The organism is Companilactobacillus kedongensis (assembly GCF_003946625.1).
Taxonomy (GTDB): Bacteria; Bacillota; Bacilli; order Lactobacillales; family Lactobacillaceae; genus Companilactobacillus; species Companilactobacillus kedongensis.
Genome location: NZ_RHOR01000022.1, coordinates 1 through 25,985, shown reverse-complemented (window position 1 = coordinate 25,985; position 25,985 = coordinate 1). Strand labels below are relative to the sequence as shown.

The following is a 25,985-nucleotide window of genomic DNA, read 5'->3' as shown; positions in this document are numbered from 1 at the left end:
AGCTGGAGTCTCTAGGACTAATGAATATGTCCAAGAAACTCCAGTCTATTAAGAATGCTTAAATTAATGAACCGCCGTATACGGAACCGTACGTACGGTGGTGTGAGAGGTCGGTAATTAATTTACCTCCTACTCGATTAACAGGTGGAGTTACTTAAATTCGCAGACGGCAATCAAATCCTAATATTATTCAGGAACAGTATTGAGTATTTTAAACAAATCCTCGTAACCATTAATATTCATAATCTTATCCTTAGAAATATTATGGAATATCTTATACAGATAGCTGAATATCTGTCTTGATTCTTCCTCACGATCATTTATAACAACACTCAGAATCAAATCAATAGGGCTGTTATTCAAAATAACGGGGTTATCTAGTTTTATCGCAAAGATATTACTAAATTTAATGTTATCAACGGCATGTGGTATAGCAATCAATCCATCAATGACAAGTTGATTACCGGCTTCTTCACGAGTGACGAGGGTATGTATCAATTCATCAGATAATAAATCTCGGTCCTTAAAAGTAGCTAGACCAATTTTTAAATTATCCAAATAATCCACACTGCCATTGGATATATTCAAGAAGTTATTAGGTGTAAAAATATTGCCTAAATTTCGATGAATATAGTAGTTACTAGTGATACGTTTCAAGTAAGCAATATGTTGCTGATTAATAATACCATTGACTGACATATCGAAGTTGCCAGCATCATCTTGGCTGGGTCCGTTCATAATACTGATATCATAGTTGTTCTTTTGTAACAGCTGTTCAAATTCGTCTTTAGAATAGACACTCTTTAAGTTGATATTGTTAAGGTTTTCCAGAAGGATATTTTCGTTGATATTAGCAATTGAACGCTGATAGGTATACATCAGAATCTTAATATTCTTATCTTCGGCCATAATATCCATGGCACGAACTACATATAGACCAATGTATTCGTCGTTAATGATTATGTCATTGGTATTGTCTTCGGCAACGTGTCGAAAATCATTGGCGAGATCAAAAGCAAAGGGATTTTTCATCTTGATATCATTGATTTGTTTAGTCAATGAAGTCGAAATGAAGGTTGGAAAAAGGTTATTTCGGCAGAGATGATCTGTGATGTCAGTTACTAGACTAGTTTCATCCAACTGCAATCCGTATTTACTCGTAACTGTATGAACGACATTGGTTACATTTTTAAACGTTATTTTAGCAGTTACATTACTCTTTTCAGCATAAAACTTTCCAATATCATCAACTTGGCAAATAGTTAGTGCAATAAATTGTGCTCTAATTTGCTTGGCAATGAGATATTTATTTACTTCAGGTGGGATCAAATTTTCATCTTGCTCGATCAGTTTATCAATTGAATCCATGTTTAAATCTGGTAATTCTTGGATCAATTTAGGATTATTGAAGATCAAATAGGCTAGTAGATCAACTTCGGTGATCTTTTGAAAAGTTATTTGATAGCCCTTGCCGATTTTAGAAGTTATTTCAATAAATCCTTGATAACGATTATTTAGTCGTTCAACGCTATTAGCGACTTCTTTTTTTGATAAATAGGTTTCTGACATCAGATTGTCGATACTTTTATTCTTTAGAATCAACAATTTAAAGAGAAACTCTTGGTCGTCATTTTCAAACTGCTCGACTAATGATTGAAACTTACGATAGTCTTTGATTATCATGTGGTATTTGCTGCTAGAATTTATCTGCGCAATTGATCTCTCGATTAAGTATTGACTGATTTCGTTAATGTCACGGATGATGGTCCGGCGTGAGCTATTTACCTTTTCTGCTAGTTCAGTGCCCGTATAATCACCGTTCCAAAGCAACATTAAAATTTGTATTTGCCGAACATTTAACATATTAACCGCGAATGCCTATTTCCATTCGCTTTAAACCCTCCTCTAATTTGGATTTAGGACAGGCGATATTCATTCTTAAATAGTTACTATCTCCATAAGTCGTACCTGGCATGATGCCAACTTTACCAACATTGATCAATTTATCTTGAAGTTCCTTCATTGGCATTCCCAAATCAGAAATATCGATCCATGCTAGATAGGTTGCTTGTGGTATTTTGAAATTTAGCATGGGGAGTTTTTTCTTCAAGAAATTATCAATAATTGTAAAATTATTCTGAAGGTATGGTACTAATTGGTCGAGATATTCGACACCTTCAGCACTATATGCCGCCATTTGTGCATACATGCCGAGAATGCTGACAGATGATAGGGCATTCTTGTCCTTGAGCTCTATTAAGAAAGCATCTCTTAATTCTTTGTCAGGTATCAAGGTATATGATCCTATTAATCCCGGTGTATTGAAAGTTTTTGATCCTGAAGAGCAAATGACCACATTTTCCTGTTTAATATCTGTGATCGGTACGTATTTAGCTCCAGGATAAACGATATCTTTATGAATATCATCTGAAATAACAAAAACTTGGTATTTTTTGCAAATTTGTGTGATTCTTTCTAATTCCTCTTTCGTAAAGACCTTACCAGTAGGGTTATGAGGATTAGTTAAAAGAAAAATTTTCGTTTGTTTTTGTGATAAAACTGTCTCTAAAGAATCCCAATCAATCGCATATCCAGTTTGAGCGCTACCTAATCTAACGGGGACTAACAGTCGATTATTCTGCTCGATAACTTTATAGAAAGCATCATACATTGGTGTGAAGGTTGCGACTGCTTCATTCTCTTCAGAAAGTAAGCGAATAAAGGTTGCGACACTGAAGATAACACTGGGACTGTATACGATCCATTCAGGATCAATTTCTGATTGGTCACGTTCTTGATACCAGTATACGATGCTGTCTTTATAGTCACTATGATTCCAGCGTGAATAACCATAAATGGGATGTTCGATCCGCTCTTTTAAGGCAATTTGAACTGATTCTGGCACGGGGAAGTCTGTGTCAGAAATTGAGAAGGGGAGAATATCATTTCTGCCAAAACGATCAGCGATATAATCCCACTGTGTACTGTAAGTATTTTTACGATCGATAACATTGTCAAAATTATATTTCATGAATATTTCCTTTCAAAAAAAGGGCCGGGATAATTATCCCACCCCTCAAAATTTTAAGCAGCTTTTTCTTCTTTTGCGGCTTGTCTTTTAAGCCAGTAACTCTTGAATGTGATGATGAATAAAACATTTAGAGCTAATCCAACAGCTACACAGAGGTAGAACCAGTACCATGGTGATTCTAGACCTAGTAATGGGTCAAAAATACCGATACCAGGAGCTGTTCTTTCAACGTTAAGGAAAATTGTTAAGGCACCTGTGATACCACCGGCTAATGTGTTGGCAGTGATCATTGGTAGTGGAGCGGCTAAAGCATAAGGAATAGCTGGTTCTGTAGCAACAGTCATACCAACTATGAAGGCAGACCATGATGCAGCTCTTTCTTGTTTAGAGAAAATTGCTGGTTTGATCCAAGTTGAGATAGCGGCGGCCATTGGTGGAAGTAATGTAACAACACCAACGATACCGTACCAGTTAAAGACGTGTGAGCTTAGTAGTGAAAAACTAAAGAACCAAGCTGTTTTGTTGATGGGACCACCCATATCGAAAGCTAACATAGCTCCGACGATGAATCCACCAACGACCTTCATTGAAGTTGGGATGTTTTGTAAGAAGCTGAGCATAACACTCATTAACCAAGCCATTGCTGGACCGATCAAGAAGTAAGTCAGTAAACCAAAGACTAATAGTGTTACGAAAGGAATGATCATGTATCCTAGAACTGATTGGAAATTCTTGCCCAATTTAAGTTTCTTGAAGTATTTAACAAAGTAACCTATTGAAAGACCGATAACGATAGCACCTAGGAAACCAGCACCTGAATCAGTACCTAATAATTGATTATCATTTGCTAAAAATGTAACTAGGAAAGCAGGAGCAAAAGCAGGTTTATCAGAAATTGCATAAGCAATATATGCACCCATGATAGGGATCATGAACTGGAAGCCTAAATTACCAATGCTAGTGATGATCCAGGCTAGGGAAGGTTCTGTTCCTTTTCCTAGTGGAGTATTTGGCATTCCGAATTGAACCATCATACTACCAATGGCGATTAAAAGACCACCACCGATAACAAATGGTAAGGCAGCTGACACACCAGCCATTAAGTAACTCATTACGCCTTCAGTAACTTTTTCTTGATCAGCACCAAGTTTTACTTTGGAACCTGAAAGAACATGAGAGTTTCCTTCTAGATCATCGAATAAAGTGTCGATATGTTTTAGAGCCTCTGATACAGGCAACTCAACGACTTTTTTCTGATTGAATCTTTCTTTATCGTGGTCTGTCAGACCTTTTCCGATTGCTAAGATAACATAATCTGCTTCAGCAATTTGTTCAGTTGTTAATTTATTTTCAACACCGCTGGCACCTTGAGTTTCTACATGGACTTCATAGCCAAGTGATTTAGCTTTTTCTTCGATTGCTTCGGCTACCATATAAGTATGAGCAATGCCGGCAGGACAGTTTGTTACTGCTACTATCTTTGTCATAAGATCACCTCATTAATTGTTTACAATATTATTGATTGCATCGAATACTTCTGTTTCAGAACCAGTTTTTAAAATTTCAACAAAATCTTTGTGGACTAATTTACGGCTTAACTTGGCCAATAATTTTAGATGTTCATCAGCTTGATCATCAGGAACAAGCAAACTGATAAAAGTATTTACTGGTTTTCCATCAAGTGAATCCCATTCAATATCAGAACTGCTACGGCCAAACAAGATCGTGGCACCTTTGATATTATTTGAACGTGCATGAGGGATGGCAACTCCATTACCAAAACCAGTTGTTGACTCTTCTTCACGTTCTAGGTAATCTTTAACTAATTCAGCCTTGCCGTTAATGATATTAAGGTTAAAAGCTAGGTCAGCTAAAGATTCCATTATTTCGTGTTGATTAGAACCTGCTAAATTCATATTGATGTGGTTGATTTCAAAAATGTTCATATGTATTGACTCCTCTGTTTGTTCTATTTGATTTCAAAATCTATTGTATGTGAAAACGATTACAAGTTTAATGTGCGAATTGTCACTAAGGTGTGACATCAAAATTAAACTACTTGCTACTTCCAAAATTATGAAAAGTCTTCCTATTACTGGTAGAATAGAGAAGCAAATAAAAAAAGAATATGGTGAATTATGGAACTAAAAGATATGTATGGGAATGTACTTGTTGGTACAGTTACAGACTTAAATAATGATGACGCTTTTGTTCAGATCGAAGGTAATACCTTTGCAATGAAATTAAGCGAATTAGATGAAGTTCCCGAACTAGGGGATGAACTTACTGGATTTGTTTATGAGAACCAGGCACACAAGAATCGTATGACAACTAAACTTCCTGGTGTCTTACAAGGCGTATGGGATTTTGCTGAAGTAACTGAGGTTAGAACTGACCTTGGTGTCTTTGTAGATATCGGACTTGATGATAAAGATATCGCTGTTTCATTAGATGATCTTCCATTAGAGCACTCCGAGTGGCCTAAAAAGGGAGATACACTAATGGTTAAGCTAGTTATAGACCATAAAGGCCGTCTATGGGGAAAATTAGCTGATTTAAATATTTATATGCAATTAATGCGTAGTGCTAGTTTAGATGATAAAAATAAAGATAAAGAATCTACTGTTATTGCAATCAGAGATTCTGGTACTTTTGTGATCACTAAAGATTATTATCTAGGCTTTATTCATAAAAATGAGCAAGATGGTCCAATGCACATCGGACAACATGTAACTGCTCGTGTTATTGGTTCAAGTCACAGACGTTTGAACCTTTCATTGAAGCCACGTGCCTTTGAAGAAATTACTCCTGACGCTCAAATGATCATGGCAGTTTTGGAACATGCTGTTGATGGCAAGATTCCGTATACTGATAAGAGTGATCCTGATGACATTCGTGAATACTTTGGTATCAGTAAGGGGAGTTTCAAACGTGCTCTAGGTAATTTAATGAAACAAGGTAAGATCGAGCAAAAAGACGGTTACACTTCTTTAAAGTAAGGTGATAATTTGGATAAAACATTAAAGAACCAGGCTATGCTGGATGCTTTAAATGACTATTCGCGATACTTGCGATTAGATCGTGGTTTATCAAAAAATACGATCATTTCGTATCATCAAGATCTGTATGAATACAGTTGTTATTTAGAAGAACATAAAATAACTAGTTACCCCAAGGATCACTTCCTAGTAACTAATTTTTTTGCTGAACAAGATAAGCAAGGAAAATCTAAGACTTCTCAGATGAGAATGTTTTCAGCTTTAAAAAAGTTCTATCAATGGTTGGAATTAACCGATAAGATCCAAAGTAATCCGATGAATGAGTTAGATGCACCCAAAAAGGGCTCTCATTTACCGGTTGTTTTGTCAATGGAAGAAGTAGACTCTCTGATCGAGTCGCCAGATATTTCGACAGCATTAGGAGTCAGAGATAGGGCTATCTTTGAAGTAATGTATGCAACTGGTTTACGAGTCAGTGAATTAGTGAATTTAGCTATGGATGATCTGCATCTAGACTTAGGTTTAATAAAAACTCTTGGTAAGGGTGATAAAGAACGGTTATTACCGATCGGTGATACGGCTATTAAATGGTTGAATAAATATTTTGCGGAAACTAGAGTGTATTTGGTCGAAAAATATGGAGATCAAAAGGAAGTATTCTTGAATTTTCGCGGTAAAAAACTAACTCGTCAGTCGATTTGGCGAATGATCAAGAAATATATTCAAAAAGTTGGTATCAAAAAGGATGTAACACCCCATACGTTAAGACATTCTTTTGCTACTAATTTATTAGAGAACGGTGCCGATCTTCGTGTGGTACAGGAATTATTAGGACATTCAGATATTTCTACAACGCAAATTTATACGCATATTAATAAGACGCAAATGAAACAGGTTTATAACAGGGCTCATCCGCGTGCCTAATTGGAGGATTTATGCTAAATAAATACAGTGACGAAAATAAGAAAATAGCCATGGGATTTCTATCTTATATCCCTGATTTAAAAGATATGGATAATATGGAACAAGAACTGAGACTATACGCTGAAGATGAAAATAGGCAGCTGTATCTTTGGAAGAGTAATTTAGAAGATTTTTCAGGGATAGTTGCCTTGTCGTTTTCTGAACATACGGTTTTTGTTGAATATATTTCATTGAATCCCTCTTATCGATCACAAAGCAATATGTATAAAATTTTGGATGAAGTTCAACAAAGATTTCCTAACCAAACAATTCTCGGTAACTTTAACCTTGTAAAATTGATCAAAGGCTGGCACAATAGGCAAGCTGAGGAAGTGTCTGAAGAAGAATGAAAAAATTGAACTTAATTTTGACCGATTTTGAAGGTCCAATTGATTTATTACTACATTTGATCAAAGAATCAAAAATTGATATTTATGACATCCCCATTGCTCAGATCACGCAGCAGTATCTTGATTATCTAAACAAGATGAAAGTTTTAGAACTAGATATTGCAGGAGACTATTTGGTAATGGCTTCGACTTTAATGTCTATCAAAAGTAAAATGCTGTTACCGATAGCCCCGGATGAATTTGATGATGACGACTTAGAAATGGAAGATCCTAGAGATCAGCTAGTTTCTCAGTTGTTGACTTATCAAACATTCAAACGTGTTTCTGAGTATTTTGCTGAAAAAGAAAAGATGCGCCGACTATCTTTTGACAAGGATATCAGTGTCTCACAGATTCCGGTCGACAAATTTCTTCTACCCGATTCAGTAGCATTGGATGATTTGAAAGAAACTTATCTGGATCTATTGATCAATCAAAGTAATCGTCAGCCACAGACAGAAATCATTCAAAATGAAACACTGTCAATTGAAGATGCTGAAGAGAATATTTTGCAAAAATTAACAAAAATCAAAAAAACTAATTTCCAATCGCTTTTAAAGCTTCATGATAATATTGAAGAAGTTGTAACTAATTTTATGGCTGTTTTGGAGATGGTCAGAAAACAACAAGTTCTAGCAATACAAAGTGACTATCAAAGTGATTTATTTATTGAATTGAGGAATTAAAAGTGTATCAAGCAAAAATCATGGCCTTACTCTTTGTAGCAGGAGATCAAGGTATTAAAGAAAAAGATTTAGCAGATCTGTTAGAAATGGATCGTGCGGCATTACGACAAAGTGTAGAACAATTGAAAATAAAATTGATGAGCGACGAAGAATCCGGTATCATGCTGTCACAGTATAATTCGACTTATAAATTGATCACTAAGAGTGAGTATAGTGAACTGCTGACAAAATACTTTAAGACCGGGTTAGGAACAAAACTTAGTCAGGCTGCTCTGGAAGTGTTGTCAATTGTGGCTTATCGTCAACCAATAACTAGAATAGAGGTTGATGAGATCAGAGGTGTTCAGAGTTCTGGTAGTATCAATACTTTATTGGCTCGAAAATTAATCAAAGAAAATGGCAAAAAAGATGTCATTGGTCATCCGAATTTGTATGTCGTGACAGATGAATTTTTTGATTACTTTGGAATTAAGAATATTGAAGAACTTCCTAAGATTGAAAAATTTGAGAATTATAAAGAGGAATAATAAATGGCAGAATTAGAAAAAATGAGATTACAAAAAGCTATGGCTGAAGCAGGGGTCGCTTCAAGACGCAAGTCAGAAGAATTGATTGCTGGCGGCCACGTTTTAGTTAATGGAAAAGTTGTTAAGGAAATGGGTGTCAAAGTTGACCATCGTGACAAGATCGAGGTTGACGGTGTTCCGATCCATGATGAGAAGAAACGTTATATTTTAATGTACAAACCTCGTGGTGTTATTTCAGCCGTTAAAGATGACAAAGACCGTAAAGTTATTACTGATTTATTGGAAGATGACTTTAGAGAACGTGTTTATCCGGTCGGAAGATTGGACTACGATACTTCAGGTTTGATCCTTTTAACTAACGACGGTGATTTTGCTAATAGATTAATGCATCCTAAATATCACGTTGAAAAGACTTATATCGCTAAGATTCAGGGAACATTGGCTGTCGAAGATATCAAGAGACTTGAACATGGTATGAAATTGAAAGACTACAAGACATCACCCGCTAAAGTTACAGTTATGTCAAAAGACACAAAGAAGGGGACATCAATTGTTAAATTGGTTATCCATGAAGGTCACAATCATCAAGTTAAAAATATGTTTGCGGCCGTTGGTCACCCCGTAAATAAACTTTCTCGTGAAAAGTATGGTTTCTTGACTTTAGATGGATTAGTTTCCGGTAAATATCGTGATTTATCTAGAATCGAAGTTGCTAAGTTGAAAGAAAAGAAGTAATCTGTTATATTTAGTTTGTTAAAAATTTAATAAGTTGGTTTTCAGGGCAGGGTGAAATTCCCGACCGGCGGTATAGTCCGCGACCCAGGTTTACCTGGTTGATTGGGTTCAATTCCCAAACCGATAGTAAAGTCTAGATGAAAGAAAACAGATTAGGTCTGTTTTGGTATGCCCAAAATAGGCCTATTTTCTTTGGAAATCGGCAAGGAAGGTTGATTTTATGGGAAAGAGTACTTACAAATTTCAAGAAAAGGTAACGGTGTCAATTTTTGCAGCATTCGCGGCAATTATTATGTTTTTCGAGTTCCCAGTATTACCATGGTTCCCATTCTTGAAGGTGGATTTAAGTGACATTGTCACGATTATAGGAACAATTTTTTACGGACCGGTGGGCGGCAGTTTGATTGCGCTACTCAAAGCTTTAGTACATTGGTTGGTCACGGGATCAGGCGTTGCAGGAATTATCGGTAACGGTGCTAATGTAATTGGAGCGATTGCTTTATTATTACCTTTTGGATATTTCTGGAAGAGAAATAATAAAACTATGGCCGTCATCGCTGGAACAATTTCTATGACAGTTGTTATGTCAGTTTTAAACTATTTTGTTATCATGCCTCTTTACATTAATGTGATCGGGATGCAATTGAATATGAGTTTGGCAAAATACGTAGCAACCGGAGTTATTCCATTTAATATTGTTAAGTCATTGATCGTTTCTGTGGGTGTTTTAGTTGTCTACCCACGCTTGAAGGGTCATTTCGTTAATAAAACCGCAAACTAGCGATTCTTTAGAAATCTTTAAAGAAAAAAATTCATTTTTTATGATATGCTTTAAGGGATAGAAATTAGGAGGTTGGTTTTTAATGGCCGATAACAACAAAAATAACACTTCTGGTGAAAATATCCCAAATTCAACTGCTGGATTAGAAGGATCAGTCAGTCAAGAAGATTTAAAGAAATATCATTTGATACCATCTGATGATAATGAAGATATTCAAGACAATCAGAATCAAGAGCCTGAGTCACGACCTGAACAAAATGAAACAGTTCAAGAAGATGCCCCAAGTTCAAATAATGATTTTGAGACTCCAGTGGCACCAGTTATTCCAACACCTTCAGCTGATGAAGATGATCATCTGCATGCTAGTCAATCAGAGCCGGATCATTTGGGTCAGTCCGAGGTTTCAGAGGAACAACAACCAGTTTCTGATCAGACAGAACCACAACAAGATCAAGAACAAGAAGAGCCAACTGAAAGTGAACAACCAGAGCAAGCTGAGTCAGAAGATGAAGCTAAGCCTTGGGAAAAGAGCTTTGATAATGATAATGATGAGAGTGGTCATGTATCTCGTACCATAAGTAAGAAAAAGCAACGTGGGAATCATACATTGGTTACTACATTGGTTATTGCTTTGATCATTATTATGTTCGCTCCAGTTGTTATTAATGCAATGCATGGTAGTGGAAATAATATTGATAGTACTCAATCTGAGAAATCAGTTGAGAGTAAAGACAAGAGTACCAAAAAGAAGACTACTCCTAAGAAAAAGAAAGCAACAAAGAAGAAGTCAACTAAGAAAACTAATAAGAAGAAATCAACAACTGATAACAATAATGATGCTGATACTTCTAATGATACTGATAGTCAATCAGCTGATAACAGCCAAAGCAATGCGACAACTGATAATTCAGAGAATCAAGCGACAACTGGAACTACTACTAATAGTAATAATGACAGTCAATCAACTGGAACAACTGATACATCACAATCGCAGTCACAAGATACTACCAACAGTAACTCATCTTCATCAGCAGCTGCCTCATCTTATACAGTAAAGGCCGGCGACAACTGGTTTAGAATTGCTTACAATAACAATATGACAACAGCTCAATTAAAAGCTTTAAATGGTGGGGTATCTACATTAACACCAGGTACAACATTAAGATTAAAATAGAAGTTTAAGAAAGGGTCTTGGACATTAATTTGTCGAAAGACCCTTTTGTTAAGGAGAGAATAAGTAATGCAAATTGCCATAGATGGTCCAGCTTCAGCTGGTAAAAGTACTATTGCCAAATTAATTGCTAAAAATTTAGATTTTGTTTATTGTGATACGGGTGCCATGTATCGTACAGTAACTTTACTTGCAAAAAAGAATCAAGTAGATTATGGTGATGAATCAGGTATTTTAAATTTAATGCATGATCATAAGATTTATTTTGTTAACAAAGAAGACGGTCAACATGTCTTTTTAGATGATGAGGATGTTTCAGAAGTGATCCGTACTGAAGAAATCACTAATAATGTCTCACAAGTGTCTGCAATCAAAGAAGTAAGAACAGAATTGGTTGAAATGCAGCGCAAAATGGCCGACAATACTAATATTGTTATGGACGGTCGTGATATCGGTACGACAGTTTTGCCTAATGCGGAAGTTAAAATTTTCTTGATTGCCAGTGTTTCAGTACGTGCACAACGTAGATTTAAGGATAATAAGGAGCGCGGGATCGATGTTCCGTTAGCACAATTAGAAGATGAAATAGCTACTCGTGACTATAAGGATTCTCATCGTAAGATTTCTCCATTAAAGAAGGCTGACGATGCGATCGAGGTTGATACTTCTGATATGACGATCGAACAAGTAGTAAAACGTGTAACTGAAATTGTTAATGAAAAATAATATTTAGAAATATGAGGAGGTAGATTTATGGCTGTTCCCGTAGTTGCATTAGTTGGACGCCCAAATGTTGGTAAATCAACGATTTTTAATCGAATTATCAACGAACGTCTGTCTATTGTTGAAGATACACCGGGTGTTACTAGAGATAGGATCTATGCCCGAGCAAGCTGGTTGGGAAAAGAATTTAGATTGATCGATACAGGTGGTATTGATATGAGTGGTGAACCATTGACCGTTCAAATCAAGAACCAAGCTGAAATCGCAATTGATGAAGCAGATGTTATTGTCTTTATTGTTAACGGTCAAAATGGTGTTATCAAAGAGGATGAAGATGTTGCAAAGATTCTTTACCGTACCAAAAAGCCAATTGTTTTAGCGGTAAATAAGACCGATAATCCAGAACAACGTCAAAATATATATGACTTTTATACTTTAGGATTCGGTGATCCAAATCCAATTTCTGGTGCTCAAGGTACTGGTATTGGTGATCTTTTGGATGAAATCGTTCATGCCTTTCCATCAGATGCTAAGCATGAAGAAGATGAATCTGTTAAATTTAGTTTCATTGGTCGTCCTAATGTCGGTAAGTCATCATTAGTTAATGCTATTTTAGGCGATGAACGTGTTATCGTTTCTAATATGGAAGGTACTACTCGTGATGCCGTCGATACTAAGTATCATGATGAAAAAATGGATAAAGACTTTACGATCATTGATACTGCTGGTATCAGAAAACGTGGTAAAGTCTACGAAAATACTGAAAAGTATTCTGTTTTAAGAGCTTTGAGTGCAATTGACAAGTCAGACGTTGTCTGTGTTGTTTTGAATGCTGAAGAAGGTATTCGTGAACAAGATAAACGTGTAGCAGGATACGCTCATAATGCCGGTAAAGGTGTTATTATCGTTGTCAATAAGTGGGATGCTTTGAAAAAAGATACCAACACTATGAAGGACTTTGAAAACCAAATTCGTACAGAATTTCAATATTTGGCCTATGCACCGATCCTATTTACGTCGGCTGTAAAGAATCAAAGACTTGATCAAATTCCAGAATTGGTTTCTCGAGTTTACGATAACCGTCAAAGAAGAATTCAATCATCCATCCTTAATGACTTATTGTTGCGTGCAACTTCAATTGCTCCAACACCAGTTGTTAATGGTAAGAGATTGCGTATCTATTATATGACCCAAGTGGCCGTTCAACCTCCAACATTTGTTGTGTTCGTTAATGACAATGAATTGTTGCATTTCTCATATGAACGTTTCTTGATCAACCAATTAAGAGACACATTTGACTTTGAGGGAACACCAATAAAGATCTTGCCTAGAAAGCGTAAATAATCCCGAATTGACGCCAATTTGAGCGATTTTAGTAAATTATTACAAATAAATGCAGTTTTAAGGCTTTTTAAGGGGTTAAAACTTGCCACAGCCTTGGTGCTATGGTATTTTGAATATTGGAATGATGAACACAGTCGTCGTTCATGTGTTCTAAATTATTTATACAAATCTCCGGAGGTATTATGTATGGCAAATAAAGCAGAACTTATCGATAGTGTTGCAAGTAAAACTGGTTTAACAAAGAAAGATGCAACTTCAGCTGTAGATGCTGTTTTTGAATCAATCCAAGAAAACTTATCAGAAGGTAACAAAGTTCAATTAATCGGCTTTGGTAACTTTGAAGTACGTCAACGTGCTGCTCGTAAAGGTCGTAACCCACAAACAGGTGAAGAAATTAAGATCCCTGCAAGTAAGGTTCCTGCATTCAAGCCAGGTAAAGCTTTGAAAGACTCAGTTAAATAATGATTTTTTAGGGGCGGTCAATTGACCGTCTTTTTTATGTTTAAATTTTTGGAGGTATATTTGTGAGTAAAGCAAATGAAGTAATTGAAAATATTGATGCTGGTGAATTCAGCGATGTAGATGGATTGATCCAATCATCAATTGAACAAGACGACGACCAAACACAATTTTCTTTAGCGGAAACGCTTTTGAGCAGAGGACTGTCAGTTCAGGCTAGAGTCGTTTATGAGGCCTTGCTAGTTCACTATCCAGATGAAGGACAAATCCTCTCTAGACTGGCTGAAATCGCCGTATCAGATGGTGATTCCGATAAAGCACTGGATTACATCACTAAAATTGAACCTGATGATGATTCATATGCTGAAAGTTTGTTAGTTTCGGCTGATATTTATCAATCACAAGGCTTATATGAAGTAAGTGAACAAAAACTTTTGACGGGTATTAGAACTTTTCAAGATGAAGAAGTTTTCAAGTTTGCTTTAGCTGAATTGTATTTCGATGAAAATAAATTTGACAAGGCATTAACTTACTATAATATTTTGTTAGATGCTGGGATCGACAATTATTCAGGTATTTCGATCGACTTGCGTAAGGCTAGTTCATTAGCCGGTGCTGGTGAATACGAAGAAGCAATTGCCGAGTTTGAACAATTAAATGCTATTGAATTAAATGAAGATGCCCAATATCAATTAGGATTTTTATATAATCAAGTAAAAGATTATAATAAGTCTGTTAAAGTTTTGGAACAGCTATTAGATGTTAATCATGATTACCCAACAGCTTACAGTATCTTGGCAGATGACTTCTTGAATTTGAAGAAAAATGATGATGCATTCAAGTATGCTCAACTAGGATTGAACTTGAATGAATTGGATGAAAATCTTTATATGATCGCTTTTGAAGCTGGTACAGCCGATAATTTGGATGAAGCTCTAGCTTTGATGTCAACTGGGATCAAAAAGGTTGAGAATCCACTACCATTGATCGTTAAATTGAGTGATTTCTATATTACTCGTGGACGTTTCAAGAATAATCTTGATCTGTTAGATGGTATGGACTTGAGTAATAATCCAAAACTTACTTGGAATTTAGCTAAATCATATTATGAAACTGACAATCAAAAATTGGCACAAGATAATATTTTGCTAGTCTTTGATGATTTTAAGGATAACTTGGACTATCTGTCAGATGTGATCGAGATCTTACGTAGCAGTGGTAATAAAGAAGTCTTAAAGGTTGCTCTGCAAATGTACTTGAAACTTGATCCAGACGATATTGATATGCAAGAATTATTAGAACAGATTTAAAAAGGTGAGGTATTTTTATGCGTATGAAAGAACTTCCTGCAGACTTCAAAAGAGCTCTGCCAGTCTTAAAAGAAATTGAACAGGCCGGATATGAGGCCTATTTTGTCGGCGGAAGTGTACGTGATCATATCCTAGGATTACCGATCCATGATGTGGATATCGCTACAAGTGCTTATCCAGAAGAAATAAAAGAAATCTTTAAACATACCGTCGATACCGGGATTCAACACGGTACTGTGACGGTTCTTTTTAGTGGTTCATCATATGAGATCACGACATTTAGAACTGAATCAGGCTATCAAGACTACCGACGTCCTGATCAAGTGACATTTGTGCGTTCATTGGAAGATGACCTCAAGCGCCGTGACTTTACTATCAATGCTTTAGCGTTAGACCGTAATGGGGATGTTATCGATAAATTTGATGGTTTAAAGGATCTTGATGATCACCTGATCCGTGCCGTCGGTAAAGCTGAAGAACGATTCCATGAAGACGCTTTGCGAATGATGCGTGCCGTCAGATTCCAATCACAACTGAATTTTAAGATCGAAAATAAGACAGCTGAAGCAATTGCTTTGAATGCCCACTTATTAGAAAAAATTGCCGTTGAACGTACACGTGAAGAGTTCATCAAAATGATGCTCGGTCAAGCATGGCAAAAGGGATTTGCTAACTTCTTAACTTTCAAACTCTGTGACTATGCTCCTGGTATGAAACAACACGGTTCATCACTAGTTAAATTGACCAAACTGGAACCGGTCAAGTTTATGGATGAAGATGCAATCTGGGCCGCAATTGGATATGCTCTGCAATTATCTGATCAAGATTTAAATAAACTATTGCGAGTTTGGAAGGTCTCCAATAAAACTCGTGAGGCTAGTTTGGCAACTTATGAAATGTTGGAATTATTTGCCAATAAAAATTTTGATACTTGGGAGATCTATAGCTTGGGTATCGACAATTTTGAACGGACAGTCACATTGTGTCAATTATTTGATATTAAAATTGAATATAATAAACTTTCAGAAACAGTTGAACAAATACCGATCAGGTCGAGTCATGATTTAGCTATTACTGGTAACGATTTGATCAAAATTTTAGGCATTAACCCCGGTCCAGAAATTGGAAAAATGCTTAAAAATGTCGAAAAAGCTGTAGTTAAGGAAAACGTTTCCAATTATTTTGATGAATTGAAAGTTTATGTGTTAAGCAATCGTTAATGCTGTGGTATCATTAAGTTAATAAAGTATTGAAAGGGTGATAATATGTCAAAGCATGTATTTAAAGAATTGAAGTTCTATTTTAGAAACGATGATACTTGGACAGTTAGTCATAGTGAAATGAGCGATGTCTGGCTAAGCCGTGTTACAACTAGTTATGGACGTATTGCAGGAGGTAGAATGCAAGAGATCCATCCATGTAAGCGCTTCAGAATCGAGATTCTTCCAGATGCTGACTATATTAAAGATGCTGATGTTTCTACAGCTGCAATGGCCGATGGAATGTTCAACCGTATCATGAAGTATCAAGATATCGAAAAATGTGATCTTGTTTTTGAAGATGACGAAGATAAAGATCCATTACAAATTTACTTCCCATTCAAGAAGAAAGATGCAGATGGTTTAGATAACATTTATCAATCATCTGCAATTTCAAAGAAGACTGGTAATCTTTATTTAACAATCGATCCTGCACATACAGTTTTCGATCTATATAAGAACGAATTGTAAGATTTATTTAAGAGGATGGACTATAAATTAGTCCTTTCTCTTTTTTTAATGCCTTCGTTCGTCTAGAATATTAAGTAATTAAGAAAATACGTGGTGAATTATTTGAAAACTTTAAATATATCTAATGCCTCCAAAACTTTTGGAGAAAGAACCCTTTTTAAAGACGTGACCTTTACAATTAACGAAGGAGATCGAATTGGTCTGCTTGGTTTGAATGGTGCTGGTAAAACAACACTACTTGACGGTATCGTTAATACCAATGAATTAAATACGATCGACATGGAAAAACCCAAGGACTATAAGATGACTTATCTTAGACAGCAACCAGAGCTTGACGAGGATCTATCAGTCATTGATGCTGTTTTTGCCGGCAATGGTGAACAATTCCAATTGATCCGTCAATATGAAAAATCATTGACGCAGTTTAACAATAATTCGACTGACAAAAAAATTCAGGATGAATTCTTTAAACTACAAGAAAAAATGAATGCTGCTGAAGCGTGGCAAATGGAATCCGATGTCAAATCGATCCTGAATAAACTGGGTATAACGGAACTCGACAAATTAGTCAAAGAGCTGTCTGGTGGTCAACAGAGACGTGTAGCTTTAGCACAAGCTTTGATTTCTGATTCAGATCTATTGATCTTAGACGAGCCGACTAACCATTTGGATTATGAAGCAATTGATTGGTTGGAAGGTTATTTGAATAAATATCGTGGTTCTGTGCTATTCGTGACCCATGATCGTTACTTCTTGAATAAAGTATCAACTAGAATTTTTGAGTTGGAAAATCAAAATATTACTGAATATTCTGGTAATTATGAGAAATATCTACAACAAAAGGCAACTAACGAAGAAATCTATAATTCTGAACAACATCACAAGACACAAATGTTCAAACAAGAACTCGAATGGATGCGTGCTGGTGTTAAAGCTCGTGGAACGAAACAACAAGCTAGAAAAGATCGTTTCCAAGATTTGAAAGAAGATTTACAAAATAAACCTGAAGCTAAGATGGATATGACAATTGATATTGCCCAACAGAGATTGGGTAATGATGTTTTCAATATCAAAGACGCTAGTCTCAAGTTTGATAATCAGGTTATCATTGATGATTTTAGTTATTTAGTTACTAGAGGAGATAGGATTGGTATTACTGGTGCCAATGGTTCTGGTAAAACTACCTTTTTGAATACGATAGTAAAGAAGATCCCATTAGATTCAGGTGAGATCAAGACTGGACAAACCGTCAAAATCGGATATTACACTCAGTACACTGAAGACATGGACCCTGAAAAACGTGTCATTCGTTATCTTGAAGGCATTGGACAAGGCGTCAGAAATTCTGATGGCGAATCAATGTCTGCTTCACAATTATTGGATACTTTTATGTTCGACCACAAGATGCAGGGTGCTTACATTCGTGAGCTATCCGGTGGTGAAAAGAGACGTTTGTATCTGTTGGCAATTTTGATCAAACAACCAAACGTTTTACTTTTGGATGAGCCAACTAATAATTTGGATATTGGTACCTTAACTATCCTTGAAAATTATTTGGAAAACTTTAAGGGGACAGTTATGGCTGTATCCCATGATCGTTACTTCCTTGATAAAGTGGCTGATAAGCTATTGGTATTTAAAGGCAATGGTAAGATCCAAGAAAGCTATGACTCATATTCAGAGTATGTTAAAAAGATGAGTCAAGAAAAGAATGAGGAAGTTAAGGAAAAGAAAGCTGAAGAAAAGGTTGATCAGCCAGCAAAGAAAACAGCTGAGAAGACTAAGTTAACTTATTCAGAACAAATGGAATTTGATAAATTAGAGCCTAAGATCGAAAAATTAGACGACGAGATCACTGCTTTGAAGAAACAGTTAACTGACGATAATAATGACTATCAAAAATTAATGGATTATCAACGTGAATTGGACGAAAAGAATGCCGAGGCTGATAAACTGATGGAGCGTTGGGAATATTTAGGTCAATTTGCCTAGGAGAAAATAAATGAACAATGAACAGCAATATTTAGACTTGTTGAAGTATGTTTTAGAAAAGGGTCATCAAAAATCAGATCGTACCGGTACTGGAACGATCAGCACCTTTGGATATCAGATGAGATTTGACTTGCAAGAGTCATTTCCACTTTTGACGACTAAAAAAGTCCCTTTTGGATTGATCAAAAGTGAATTACTCTGGTTTTTACATGGTGATACGAATATTAGATATTTGCTCGAACATAAAAATCACATTTGGGATGAATGGGCTTTTAAAAAATATATTGAAAGTTCCGACTATAAAGGTCCAGATATGACTGATTTTGGTCACCGCAGTTTAGTTGATCCTGAATTTGCGAAAGATTATAAGGTTGAGAAAAAGGCCTTTGATCAAAAAATCTTAACTGATGATGATTTTTCCAGGAAATACGGTGATCTAGGCTTTGTTTACGGTGCTCAGTGGCGTCATTGGCAGACACGTGAAGGTGGGTTTATTGATCAAATCAAGAATGTGATCGAACAAATAAAAACCACACCAGATTCAAGACGTTTGATCGTCAGTGCCTGGAATCCCGAAGATGTTCCTACAATGGCATTGCCTCCATGTCATACGCTGTTCCAGTTTTATGTAAATGACGGTAAGTTATCCTGTCAGCTATATCAAAGAAGCGGTGACCTCTTTTTGGGTGTACCATTTAATATTGCCAGCTATGCTTTATTGACACATCTTATTGCTCGTGAGACTGGTCTTGAAGTGGGAGAGTTCATTCATACTCTTGGTGATGCGCATATTTATTCAAATCACATTGAGCAAGTCAAACTACAATTGTCGAGACAACCCGCTAAGGGGCCTAAGCTTGAAATAAATTCGGATAAGAGCATTTTTGATTTGGATACAACGGATATTAAGATGGTCGGTTATGACCCAGCACCAGCAATCAAGGCACCTGTCGCCGTTTAAAGGAGAGATAGATATGATCAGCTTTTTGTGGGCCGAGGATAAAAATCACGTTATTGGCTATAAAGGTCAATTGCCATGGACCTTGCCAAATGATATGAAACGTTTTAAAGAATTGACGATCGGTAAAACTATCGTCATGGGACGCCGGACGTATGAGAGCTTTCCTAATGGTCCGCTGCCAAAACGTTTAAATATTGTAATGTCGAGAAATCCTGATTATCAAGTTAGTGATCCAGCTGTCTTGATAACAGATATTTCGGAGTTGTCTAAATATGAAGATAAGTCCGAGATAGTCGTTATTGGCGGTAGCAAAATTTTTGATGTCTTCAAAGATATTGTTGATCGACTTTATGTTACTCGGATCGATCATGAGTTTGATGGAGATGTTAAGATGATCGATTTGGATTATAGTAAGTTTAAATTGACCGAGAAAAAGTCTGGTGTTGTTGATGAGAAGAATGTTTATCCATATGTATTTGAGACTTATCAACGTAAATAAACCTTTCGTGTATAGTGTTATTGAATATTAATAGAGTCCATTCATTGAATTTAATTGATGAATGGACTTTTTATTTTTCTAAAAATATTTTTCAAAGAACTAAATATGTAATATAATACTTGTGTAATGATCATTAAAGTAAAATAATCTATCTTAAAGAAGATAAAATACTTAATTGAATTTTAGTATTAAGGGGATATGGGGCAAAGATTATGAAAAAATATATTTTATTTATGATGCATTGCTGTTGATGGGTAGTATTTTAGGGGGATGCAGCTCAACATCAAACGGTACTAAAAATAATAGTGTTAAGAAAACATCTATCATTAAAACAAAAACATCATACTATCAAAATTTGAGTAAAGCTGATAAGAAAAATGTGAAATTCAAATTTTCTCAAGATAAAGACGAGACAAAGGACAATTCAATTTGATAAGTCTAAATTTATGGTATTTGTAGATGAATCAACTAAGTTCCCTTCTTCTAAGACTGGTACTCTTACACTAAAACCTGGTCAGATGGTTGCAATAAATCAGTTGATCGAAAATGTTAGTGAACAGGCTTTAGTAGGGGATACTGATTATTTTGTATATTTGAATATGGACAACAAGTTGGCTAAGACAACGACTGTAGTTCCTAAGATAGATGTAAAAGAGAGCAGTCCTACGACGGATGATGATGCGGAACGGTACGCTTATCAAGTTGCTTGGCAAAAAGAAAATGATTTTGAAGCTGACCATGATTAATATTTAATAAATAAAATTACATAACCTAGAATTTTTGATTCTTATAAAATAAGAGCTGCATTCCGCCTGAGATAAATCAAGTAGAATACAGCTCCTATTTTTGTTATATGTAACTATTTATTACTATCAGACCTGGATACGAAATAAACCTCTATTTAGAACTTAAACATATAGGTAAACTGAAAAGAACATCAATGCCGTACCGATCATAACAAAGATATGCCAGATCACATGTACATATTTAAGATTTTTAAGCAGATAGACACCAGCTCCTAAAGTAAAGGCGATACCACCAAATACTAATAGCCAAATTCCGGTTGCACCAATAGATTGATAGAGTGGTTTCATTGCAATAATAATGGCCCAACCCATTAAAACATATAAGAGTGTTTCGAAATATTTGAATCTACCAACGTTGAATATTTTGTAAAGTATTCCAAAGATTGCTAAGACCCAGATAACTGATAGGATCACAATACCGAATGCTGTACCTCTAAGAGCCAATAAGCAGTATGGAGTATACGTACCAGCAATCATCAGAAAAATCGAACTGTGGTCAAAAATTTGGAAGACTCGCTTTGCTTTGGTGAAGTACAGACTGTGAAATAAAGTTGAACTCAGGTATAAGAAAAACAAGGTAAACGCATAGATGAAGTAGGCTGTTATCGTCAGAGCATCACCGCTCTTGAATCCTTTGATCAATAAAAATACTGCGCCAATGATAGCTAGAATAATTCCGATACCGTGTGTAATCGCACTGAATACTTCATTGGTGATGATATATCTTCTGGAGAAAGCTTTCTTAATTTTACTCAATTTGAAGATCTCTACTTTCAGATTAGTTAACTATATTATAATACATAAAAATCAATAATAAGTGATTTAGAATACAGTCCATTTTTTACAGACAATTGCGAACGTATGTTTTATAATGATAAATGATGATTTCAATTGGGGGTGAGCAGTGTGGCAACGAAAATCGGGATTAGGCAACTAGTCGAATTTGTTTTGCGTAAAGGAGATTTAGTTGAAACCAAAAATAGTCAAAATACTGCTTTAGCTGGGGCTAGAATACATCGGCAGCTGCAAAGCCACCGTTCATTTGATTATGAAAGTGAAGTTTACTTAAAGAAGGCTGTCACTATGAACGATCAAGAATATATTATTTCTGGTCGTGCTGATGGAATTCAAACCACTGATGATGGAGTTTTGATCGAGGAGATCAAGACTTCAGACCAAGCATACGAGGACTTAACCGAAAATACTAACGATTTATACTGGGGTCAGGTAAAAGTGTATGGCTATCTTTTGTTGCAAGATGAGGATTATCAAGAAGTAACTTTACAACTGACATATTTTCAAGTTACCAACGAAAAAATAACTAAAATAAAAAAGGTTTTTACTAAAACACAATTAACCAAATTTTTTAATAAGTTAATCGCTGAATATGAATATTGGTTAAAATTACGTGCTGATATGCGTAAAACACGTAATGCATCTATTAAAGACCTAGCTTTTCCATTTCCAGAATTTCGTACGGGACAGCATGAATTAGCCGGGGCAGTTTATAAAACCATTTATCTTCAGAAAAGACTGTTTGTTGAAGCACCCACGGGAACGGGTAAGACCATCTCAACATTGTTCCCGGCGGTTAAAGCGATGGGTGAAGATATGATCGAACGATTGTTTTATCTGACGGCTAAACAGAGTACGAGACACGTGGCTGAAGAAGCCATTCAGATGATGGAAGAAAACGGTCTGCACATAAAAAGTATTACCTTGACTGCCAAAGAGCAGATCAAATTCGTCGAAGAACAGGATCTTTTGCCAGAAGAGAATCCGTATATGATTGGGTATTATGATCGTCTCAAACCAGCTTTGAAGGATATTCTGACGCATGAAGATGTCTTAACTCGACCGGTTATCGAAAAATATGCACGGAAACATACACTTGATCCGTTTGAATTTTCATTGGATGCTTCACTTTTTTGTGATGTTATTATTTGCGACTATAATTATCTATTTGATCCATTAGTCTATTTACAACGATTTTTTACCGAAAGTGATCCTGACAACTTCTTTTTGATCGATGAGGCGCACAATTTGGTCAGTCGCTCTCGAGATATGTACTCTGCAGAAATTAGTAACCAGCCGATCGCTAATTTGTTGAAGTTGGCAAAAAAAGATAAAACTCAAGCTAGTGAAAATCTACAGAAACAACTCAAAAAAGTTCGTCGCTGTTTTAAACAAATTTCAGATGATTTGGAAGATCAAGATGAATACATTACTGATGAAGCACCAGAAAAATTATTAAAAGTATTGCGAAAGTTTGATGAGTTTATCACTGATTGGATGCAGCAACAAAAGCCATCTGAATTGACCAAGAGCGTTCAAGATTATTTTTTTGATTGTCTGACTTTTGTTAAAATCGGTAATTTGTATAATGACAGCTATCATACGAGAATCGTTTTGGAGGGTAATCTCGTGGTAGTGAAACAATTGTGCTTAGATCCAAGTGAATTTTTAGATAATTCAATGAAATTGGGATCAGGTGCAGTGCTTTTCTCAGCTACTTTAACGCCAATGGACTACTATCAAAATGTTTTGGGTGGAATTGATAATAGTTTAGCGTATCGCTTGCCGTCGCCGTTTCCGCCACAGAACCAAGATATACTAGTTACACAGTATATTCAGACGACATACAGTCAGAGGCAATATAGTGAGAATGCCATTGTATCTAGTTTGAAAACAATGATTGAAGCCAAAACCGGAAATTATTTGTTCTTCTTTCCTTCATATGGATACCTAAGGCAAATTGAAGATGCCTTTGAAAAAGCCTGTCCAGATGTGAAAGTTATTGAACAGCAAAATGAAATGGATAGTATTGCTCGTCAAGAATTTCTTGAACAATTTCAAGCAGATCCTAAAGAAACGCTCATAGGATTTTGTGTATTAGGGGGAATCTTCTCCGAAGGAATAGACTTAGACGGTACTCGTCTTATTGGCGTTGGAATCGTCAGTGTTGGTTTACCAGGATTGAGTTCAGAAAATAATTTGATCCGTGATTATTACGATCAGGATAACGGTAAGGGCTTTGCCTATGCCTATCAGTTGCCAGGAATGAACAATGTTTTGCAGGCGGCTGGACGTTTGATCCGTAGTAGTAGAGATGTCGGAGTTATTTTACTGCTGGATCAAAGATTCGCTAATAGCCGCTACACAACGCTATTCCCTAATCATTGGAAAAATTATAAACGAATTAGGTCTTTACCACAGTTGAAAGAAACAATTGATGGATTTTGGAAAAATTTAGATTAGTGTTGTTCAGATGAACAGCACTTTTTTTGTGAAATGACATTGATATTGGAATTACCATATTTTTCCTAAATCTAGTATGATAAAGTAATTAGTGAAATAGGTATTAATAAAATCATATTAAAGAGGGGTAGTGGATTATGTTTAAGGGAAAATTATTAGTAGCTATTATTGGCACTTCAGGTGCAGCTTTACTTGGATTAGGTTTAACGACTAATGTTGATGCAAGTAGTATTGCCACTGTACATGATGGAGTTATTGCACATCTAGTTACAAGAGATGGAAGCCCAGTAAGCAACCGTGCTTTAGCAGCAAGTACACCTTGGCAAGTAGGAGAAACTGTTACAATTAACGGTACTACAATGTATCAAGTTTCTACTAATGAGTTTGTTAACAGTTCTGATGTAACTTTGAGCGGGGAAAATAGTTCATCAGATCAAAATACAAAATTAGTTGGTTATGCAATGAAAAATGTTAGATTGTTTGATGATTCTCAAAACAAGTTATCTGACACAAGAAGCCTTGCACAAGGTTCATCTTGGCAAGTTGGTAGAGTTGTTAAGAATAGTAAAGGTGAGGTGTACTTCCAAGTATCCACTCACGAATGGGCAAATCACAACTCAATGGTAATTAATGGTAACGAACCATCAAACATTGAATATATTGCTAACTTTGCAATTAACAATAATAATTCTTCAAACAATGGAACAGATACAAATACTGATAATAATACCGGCAACGCAAATAATGGCTCTACGGACACTGATAATAATGGAGGTACTGGTGAAGTAACAAAACCAACGCCTGAAATTCCTTCAACAGAATCTGTAAAACAAGCTATTATGCTAATATTGCTAAACATAGACAAGAAATGGGATTAAATCCACAAAGAGTAGACCCACTCTTAGTTGAATCATCACAAGTTAGAGCTGAAGAAGCAATTGATGCATACAGTCATGATAGACCGGATGGAAGAGGCTGGGATACCTCTATCGGTGATGGTACATTAGAGGCGCTTGATTTTAGTGTTGACGAAAACTTAACAACTTTAGGCTATATTGATGGTAGTTCATTAGGAGATACAGCAGAAGGTGCTTGGACGGGATTTCTTTCTGATCAGGGTCATGCTATGCCATTGGTAACTAACAAGTTTACTAGAATTGGAGTTGGGGTTTCTAAGAACGCTGGTGGAACTGGATATTACGTAGTTGAGCATTTTGCTAGTGAACCATACTAAACATTAAAAAGATATGATTGAATCAAATAAAAAAAAGGTTCTGACCATGAAGTGCCCTAAAATTGTTAGACATAATCTAACAACTTTAGGGCACTTTTTTTATGACCAGGCCAGCGGCGAAATATTGTCTTATTCAATAAGCTTGAGTCCTAACAAATTACTCATACTAGATACTCTAGAAAAATTAAAACAAAATATAGACCCACATTTGAACCCCATCCTCCACTCTGATCAAGGATGGCATTATCAACTTAAGTATTATCGAGATGCCCTAAAAACAATGGGTATTGAGCAAAGTATGTCTCGAAAGGGCAATTGTCACGACAATGCCCCCATTGAGAGTTTTTTTAACCTACTTAAAAGAGAATGTCTTTACAGATATAATAT

General features: G+C 35.9%; 28 protein-coding genes and 1 riboswitch. Of the genes, 23 read left to right on the top strand and 5 right to left on the bottom strand.

The genetic code is table 11. From position 1 onward, the window contains the following. Window positions 1–186 precede the first annotated feature (186 nt). Genes EKM60_RS10265 through EKM60_RS10250 form a run of 4 tightly spaced genes read right to left on the bottom strand, consistent with a single transcriptional unit; the run spans window position 187 to window position 4,977 of the window. Window positions 187–1,863, bottom strand: coding sequence for a PTS sugar transporter subunit IIA (locus EKM60_RS10265; RefSeq protein ID WP_125715152.1), 1,677 nt, complete (start codon window positions 1,861–1,863; stop codon window positions 187–189). Window position 1,864: 1 nt separating this feature from the next. Then, the gene (locus EKM60_RS10260) at window positions 1,865–3,031 is read right to left on the bottom strand and encodes a MalY/PatB family protein (RefSeq protein WP_125715150.1); all 1,167 of its coding nucleotides are present in this window, start codon (window positions 3,029–3,031) and stop codon (window positions 1,865–1,867) included. A gap of 53 nt (window positions 3,032–3,084) precedes the next feature. After that, complete coding sequence (locus EKM60_RS10255) at window positions 3,085–4,518, bottom strand: PTS fructose-like transporter subunit IIBC (protein ID WP_125715148.1); 1,434 nt, start codon at window positions 4,516–4,518, stop codon at window positions 3,085–3,087. Window positions 4,519–4,530: 12 nt separating this feature from the next. Next, window positions 4,531–4,977 (bottom strand): PTS fructose transporter subunit IIA, encoded by a 447-nt coding sequence (locus EKM60_RS10250; protein ID WP_125715146.1) that lies wholly within the window; start codon window positions 4,975–4,977, stop codon window positions 4,531–4,533. 192 nt (window positions 4,978–5,169) lie between these two features. Here EKM60_RS10250 and EKM60_RS10245 point away from each other — a divergent pair, with 192 nt between their 5' ends. From EKM60_RS10245 to EKM60_RS10155, 19 genes are all read left to right on the top strand, one after another. Further along, window positions 5,170–6,030 carry a CvfB family protein gene (locus EKM60_RS10245; RefSeq protein WP_125715144.1) on the top strand — a complete coding sequence of 287 codons (861 nt, stop codon included), beginning with the start codon at window positions 5,170–5,172 and terminating at the stop codon, window positions 6,028–6,030. 36 nt (window positions 6,031–6,066) lie between these two features. Beyond that, window positions 6,067–6,954, top strand: a complete 888-nt coding sequence (gene xerD, locus EKM60_RS10240) for a site-specific tyrosine recombinase XerD (protein WP_125715154.1) — start codon at window positions 6,067–6,069, stop codon at window positions 6,952–6,954. An 11-nt stretch (window positions 6,955–6,965) separates the two neighbouring features. Next, complete coding sequence (locus EKM60_RS10235; RefSeq protein WP_125715142.1) at window positions 6,966–7,343, top strand: RibT protein; 378 nt, start codon at window positions 6,966–6,968, stop codon at window positions 7,341–7,343. Further along, entirely contained in the window at window positions 7,340–8,068 is a 729-nt protein-coding gene (locus EKM60_RS10230; RefSeq protein ID WP_125715140.1) for a segregation and condensation protein A, read from the top strand. The genes EKM60_RS10235 and EKM60_RS10230 overlap by 4 nt, the downstream gene beginning before the upstream one ends. Window positions 8,069–8,088: 20 nt before the next feature. After that, complete coding sequence (gene scpB, locus EKM60_RS10225; RefSeq protein ID WP_164508386.1) at window positions 8,089–8,595, top strand: SMC-Scp complex subunit ScpB; 507 nt, start codon at window positions 8,089–8,091, stop codon at window positions 8,593–8,595. A gap of 3 nt (window positions 8,596–8,598) precedes the next feature. After that, entirely contained in the window at window positions 8,599–9,330 is a 732-nt protein-coding gene (locus EKM60_RS10220; RefSeq protein ID WP_125715136.1) for a pseudouridine synthase, read from the top strand. Window positions 9,331–9,363: 33 nt separating this feature from the next. Continuing rightward, window positions 9,364–9,483: riboswitch (FMN riboswitch) on the top strand. A gap of 67 nt (window positions 9,484–9,550) precedes the next feature. Further along, window positions 9,551–10,111, top strand: a complete 561-nt coding sequence (locus EKM60_RS10215) for an ECF transporter S component (protein WP_125715134.1) — start codon at window positions 9,551–9,553, stop codon at window positions 10,109–10,111. 82 nt (window positions 10,112–10,193) lie between these two features. Next, on the top strand, window positions 10,194–11,285 hold the full coding sequence (locus tag EKM60_RS10210) for a LysM peptidoglycan-binding domain-containing protein (protein ID WP_125715132.1): 1,092 nt from the start codon (window positions 10,194–10,196) through the stop codon (window positions 11,283–11,285). Window positions 11,286–11,351: 66 nt separating this feature from the next. Then, a complete protein-coding gene (cmk, locus tag EKM60_RS10205) occupies window positions 11,352–12,008 on the top strand; it encodes a (d)CMP kinase (protein ID WP_125715130.1) in 657 nt (218 codons plus the stop codon). 27 nt (window positions 12,009–12,035) lie between these two features. Beyond that, window positions 12,036–13,349 (top strand): ribosome biogenesis GTPase Der, encoded by a 1,314-nt coding sequence (der, locus tag EKM60_RS10200; protein WP_125715128.1) that lies wholly within the window; start codon window positions 12,036–12,038, stop codon window positions 13,347–13,349. 186 nt (window positions 13,350–13,535) lie between these two features. Beyond that, on the top strand, window positions 13,536–13,811 hold the full coding sequence (locus EKM60_RS10195; RefSeq protein WP_010623460.1) for an HU family DNA-binding protein: 276 nt from the start codon (window positions 13,536–13,538) through the stop codon (window positions 13,809–13,811). Between the two features lie 62 nt (window positions 13,812–13,873). Next, window positions 13,874–15,118: a tetratricopeptide repeat protein gene (locus EKM60_RS10190; RefSeq protein WP_125715126.1), complete on the top strand. Its 1,245-nt coding sequence runs from the start codon at window positions 13,874–13,876 to the stop codon at window positions 15,116–15,118. 17 nt (window positions 15,119–15,135) lie between these two features. Continuing rightward, window positions 15,136–16,338: a CCA tRNA nucleotidyltransferase gene (locus EKM60_RS10185; RefSeq protein ID WP_125715124.1), complete on the top strand. Its 1,203-nt coding sequence runs from the start codon at window positions 15,136–15,138 to the stop codon at window positions 16,336–16,338. A gap of 45 nt (window positions 16,339–16,383) precedes the next feature. Then, on the top strand, window positions 16,384–16,848 hold the full coding sequence (locus EKM60_RS10180; protein WP_125715122.1) for a hypothetical protein: 465 nt from the start codon (window positions 16,384–16,386) through the stop codon (window positions 16,846–16,848). A gap of 165 nt (window positions 16,849–17,013) precedes the next feature. Next, window positions 17,014–18,840, top strand: coding sequence for an ABC-F family ATP-binding cassette domain-containing protein (locus EKM60_RS10175; RefSeq protein ID WP_318530697.1), 1,827 nt, complete (start codon window positions 17,014–17,016; stop codon window positions 18,838–18,840). A 10-nt stretch (window positions 18,841–18,850) separates the two neighbouring features. After that, entirely contained in the window at window positions 18,851–19,801 is a 951-nt protein-coding gene (locus EKM60_RS10170; protein ID WP_125715118.1) for a thymidylate synthase, read from the top strand. A gap of 13 nt (window positions 19,802–19,814) precedes the next feature. Next, entirely contained in the window at window positions 19,815–20,300 is a 486-nt protein-coding gene (locus EKM60_RS10165; RefSeq protein WP_125715116.1) for a dihydrofolate reductase, read from the top strand. 175 nt (window positions 20,301–20,475) lie between these two features. Continuing rightward, window positions 20,476–20,733, top strand: coding sequence for a hypothetical protein (locus tag EKM60_RS10160; protein ID WP_125715114.1), 258 nt, complete (start codon window positions 20,476–20,478; stop codon window positions 20,731–20,733). Between the two features lie 13 nt (window positions 20,734–20,746). Then, window positions 20,747–21,046 (top strand): hypothetical protein, encoded by a 300-nt coding sequence (locus EKM60_RS10155; RefSeq protein WP_125715112.1) that lies wholly within the window; start codon window positions 20,747–20,749, stop codon window positions 21,044–21,046. A gap of 162 nt (window positions 21,047–21,208) precedes the next feature. Here EKM60_RS10155 and trhA read toward each other — a convergent pair whose 3' ends face one another. Beyond that, window positions 21,209–21,862 carry a PAQR family membrane homeostasis protein TrhA gene (gene trhA, locus EKM60_RS10150; protein ID WP_125715110.1) on the bottom strand — a complete coding sequence of 218 codons (654 nt, stop codon included), beginning with the start codon at window positions 21,860–21,862 and terminating at the stop codon, window positions 21,209–21,211. Window positions 21,863–22,012: 150 nt separating this feature from the next. Between trhA and EKM60_RS10145 the strand changes: the two genes are divergently transcribed. The 4 genes from EKM60_RS10145 to EKM60_RS10130 all read left to right on the top strand — a co-directional run. Further along, entirely contained in the window at window positions 22,013–24,364 is a 2,352-nt protein-coding gene (locus tag EKM60_RS10145; RefSeq protein ID WP_125715108.1) for a helicase C-terminal domain-containing protein, read from the top strand. A 137-nt stretch (window positions 24,365–24,501) separates the two neighbouring features. Then, the gene (locus EKM60_RS10140) at window positions 24,502–25,242 is read left to right on the top strand and encodes an SLAP domain-containing protein (protein ID WP_125715106.1); all 741 of its coding nucleotides are present in this window, start codon (window positions 24,502–24,504) and stop codon (window positions 25,240–25,242) included. Beyond that, window positions 25,233–25,598, top strand: coding sequence for a CAP domain-containing protein (locus tag EKM60_RS10135; protein ID WP_125715104.1), 366 nt, complete (start codon window positions 25,233–25,235; stop codon window positions 25,596–25,598). The genes EKM60_RS10140 and EKM60_RS10135 overlap by 10 nt, the downstream gene beginning before the upstream one ends. A 13-nt stretch (window positions 25,599–25,611) precedes the next feature. Further along, on the top strand, window positions 25,612–25,985 hold a 374-nt coding region (locus EKM60_RS10130; protein WP_164508384.1), incomplete at its 3' end, for a DDE-type integrase/transposase/recombinase.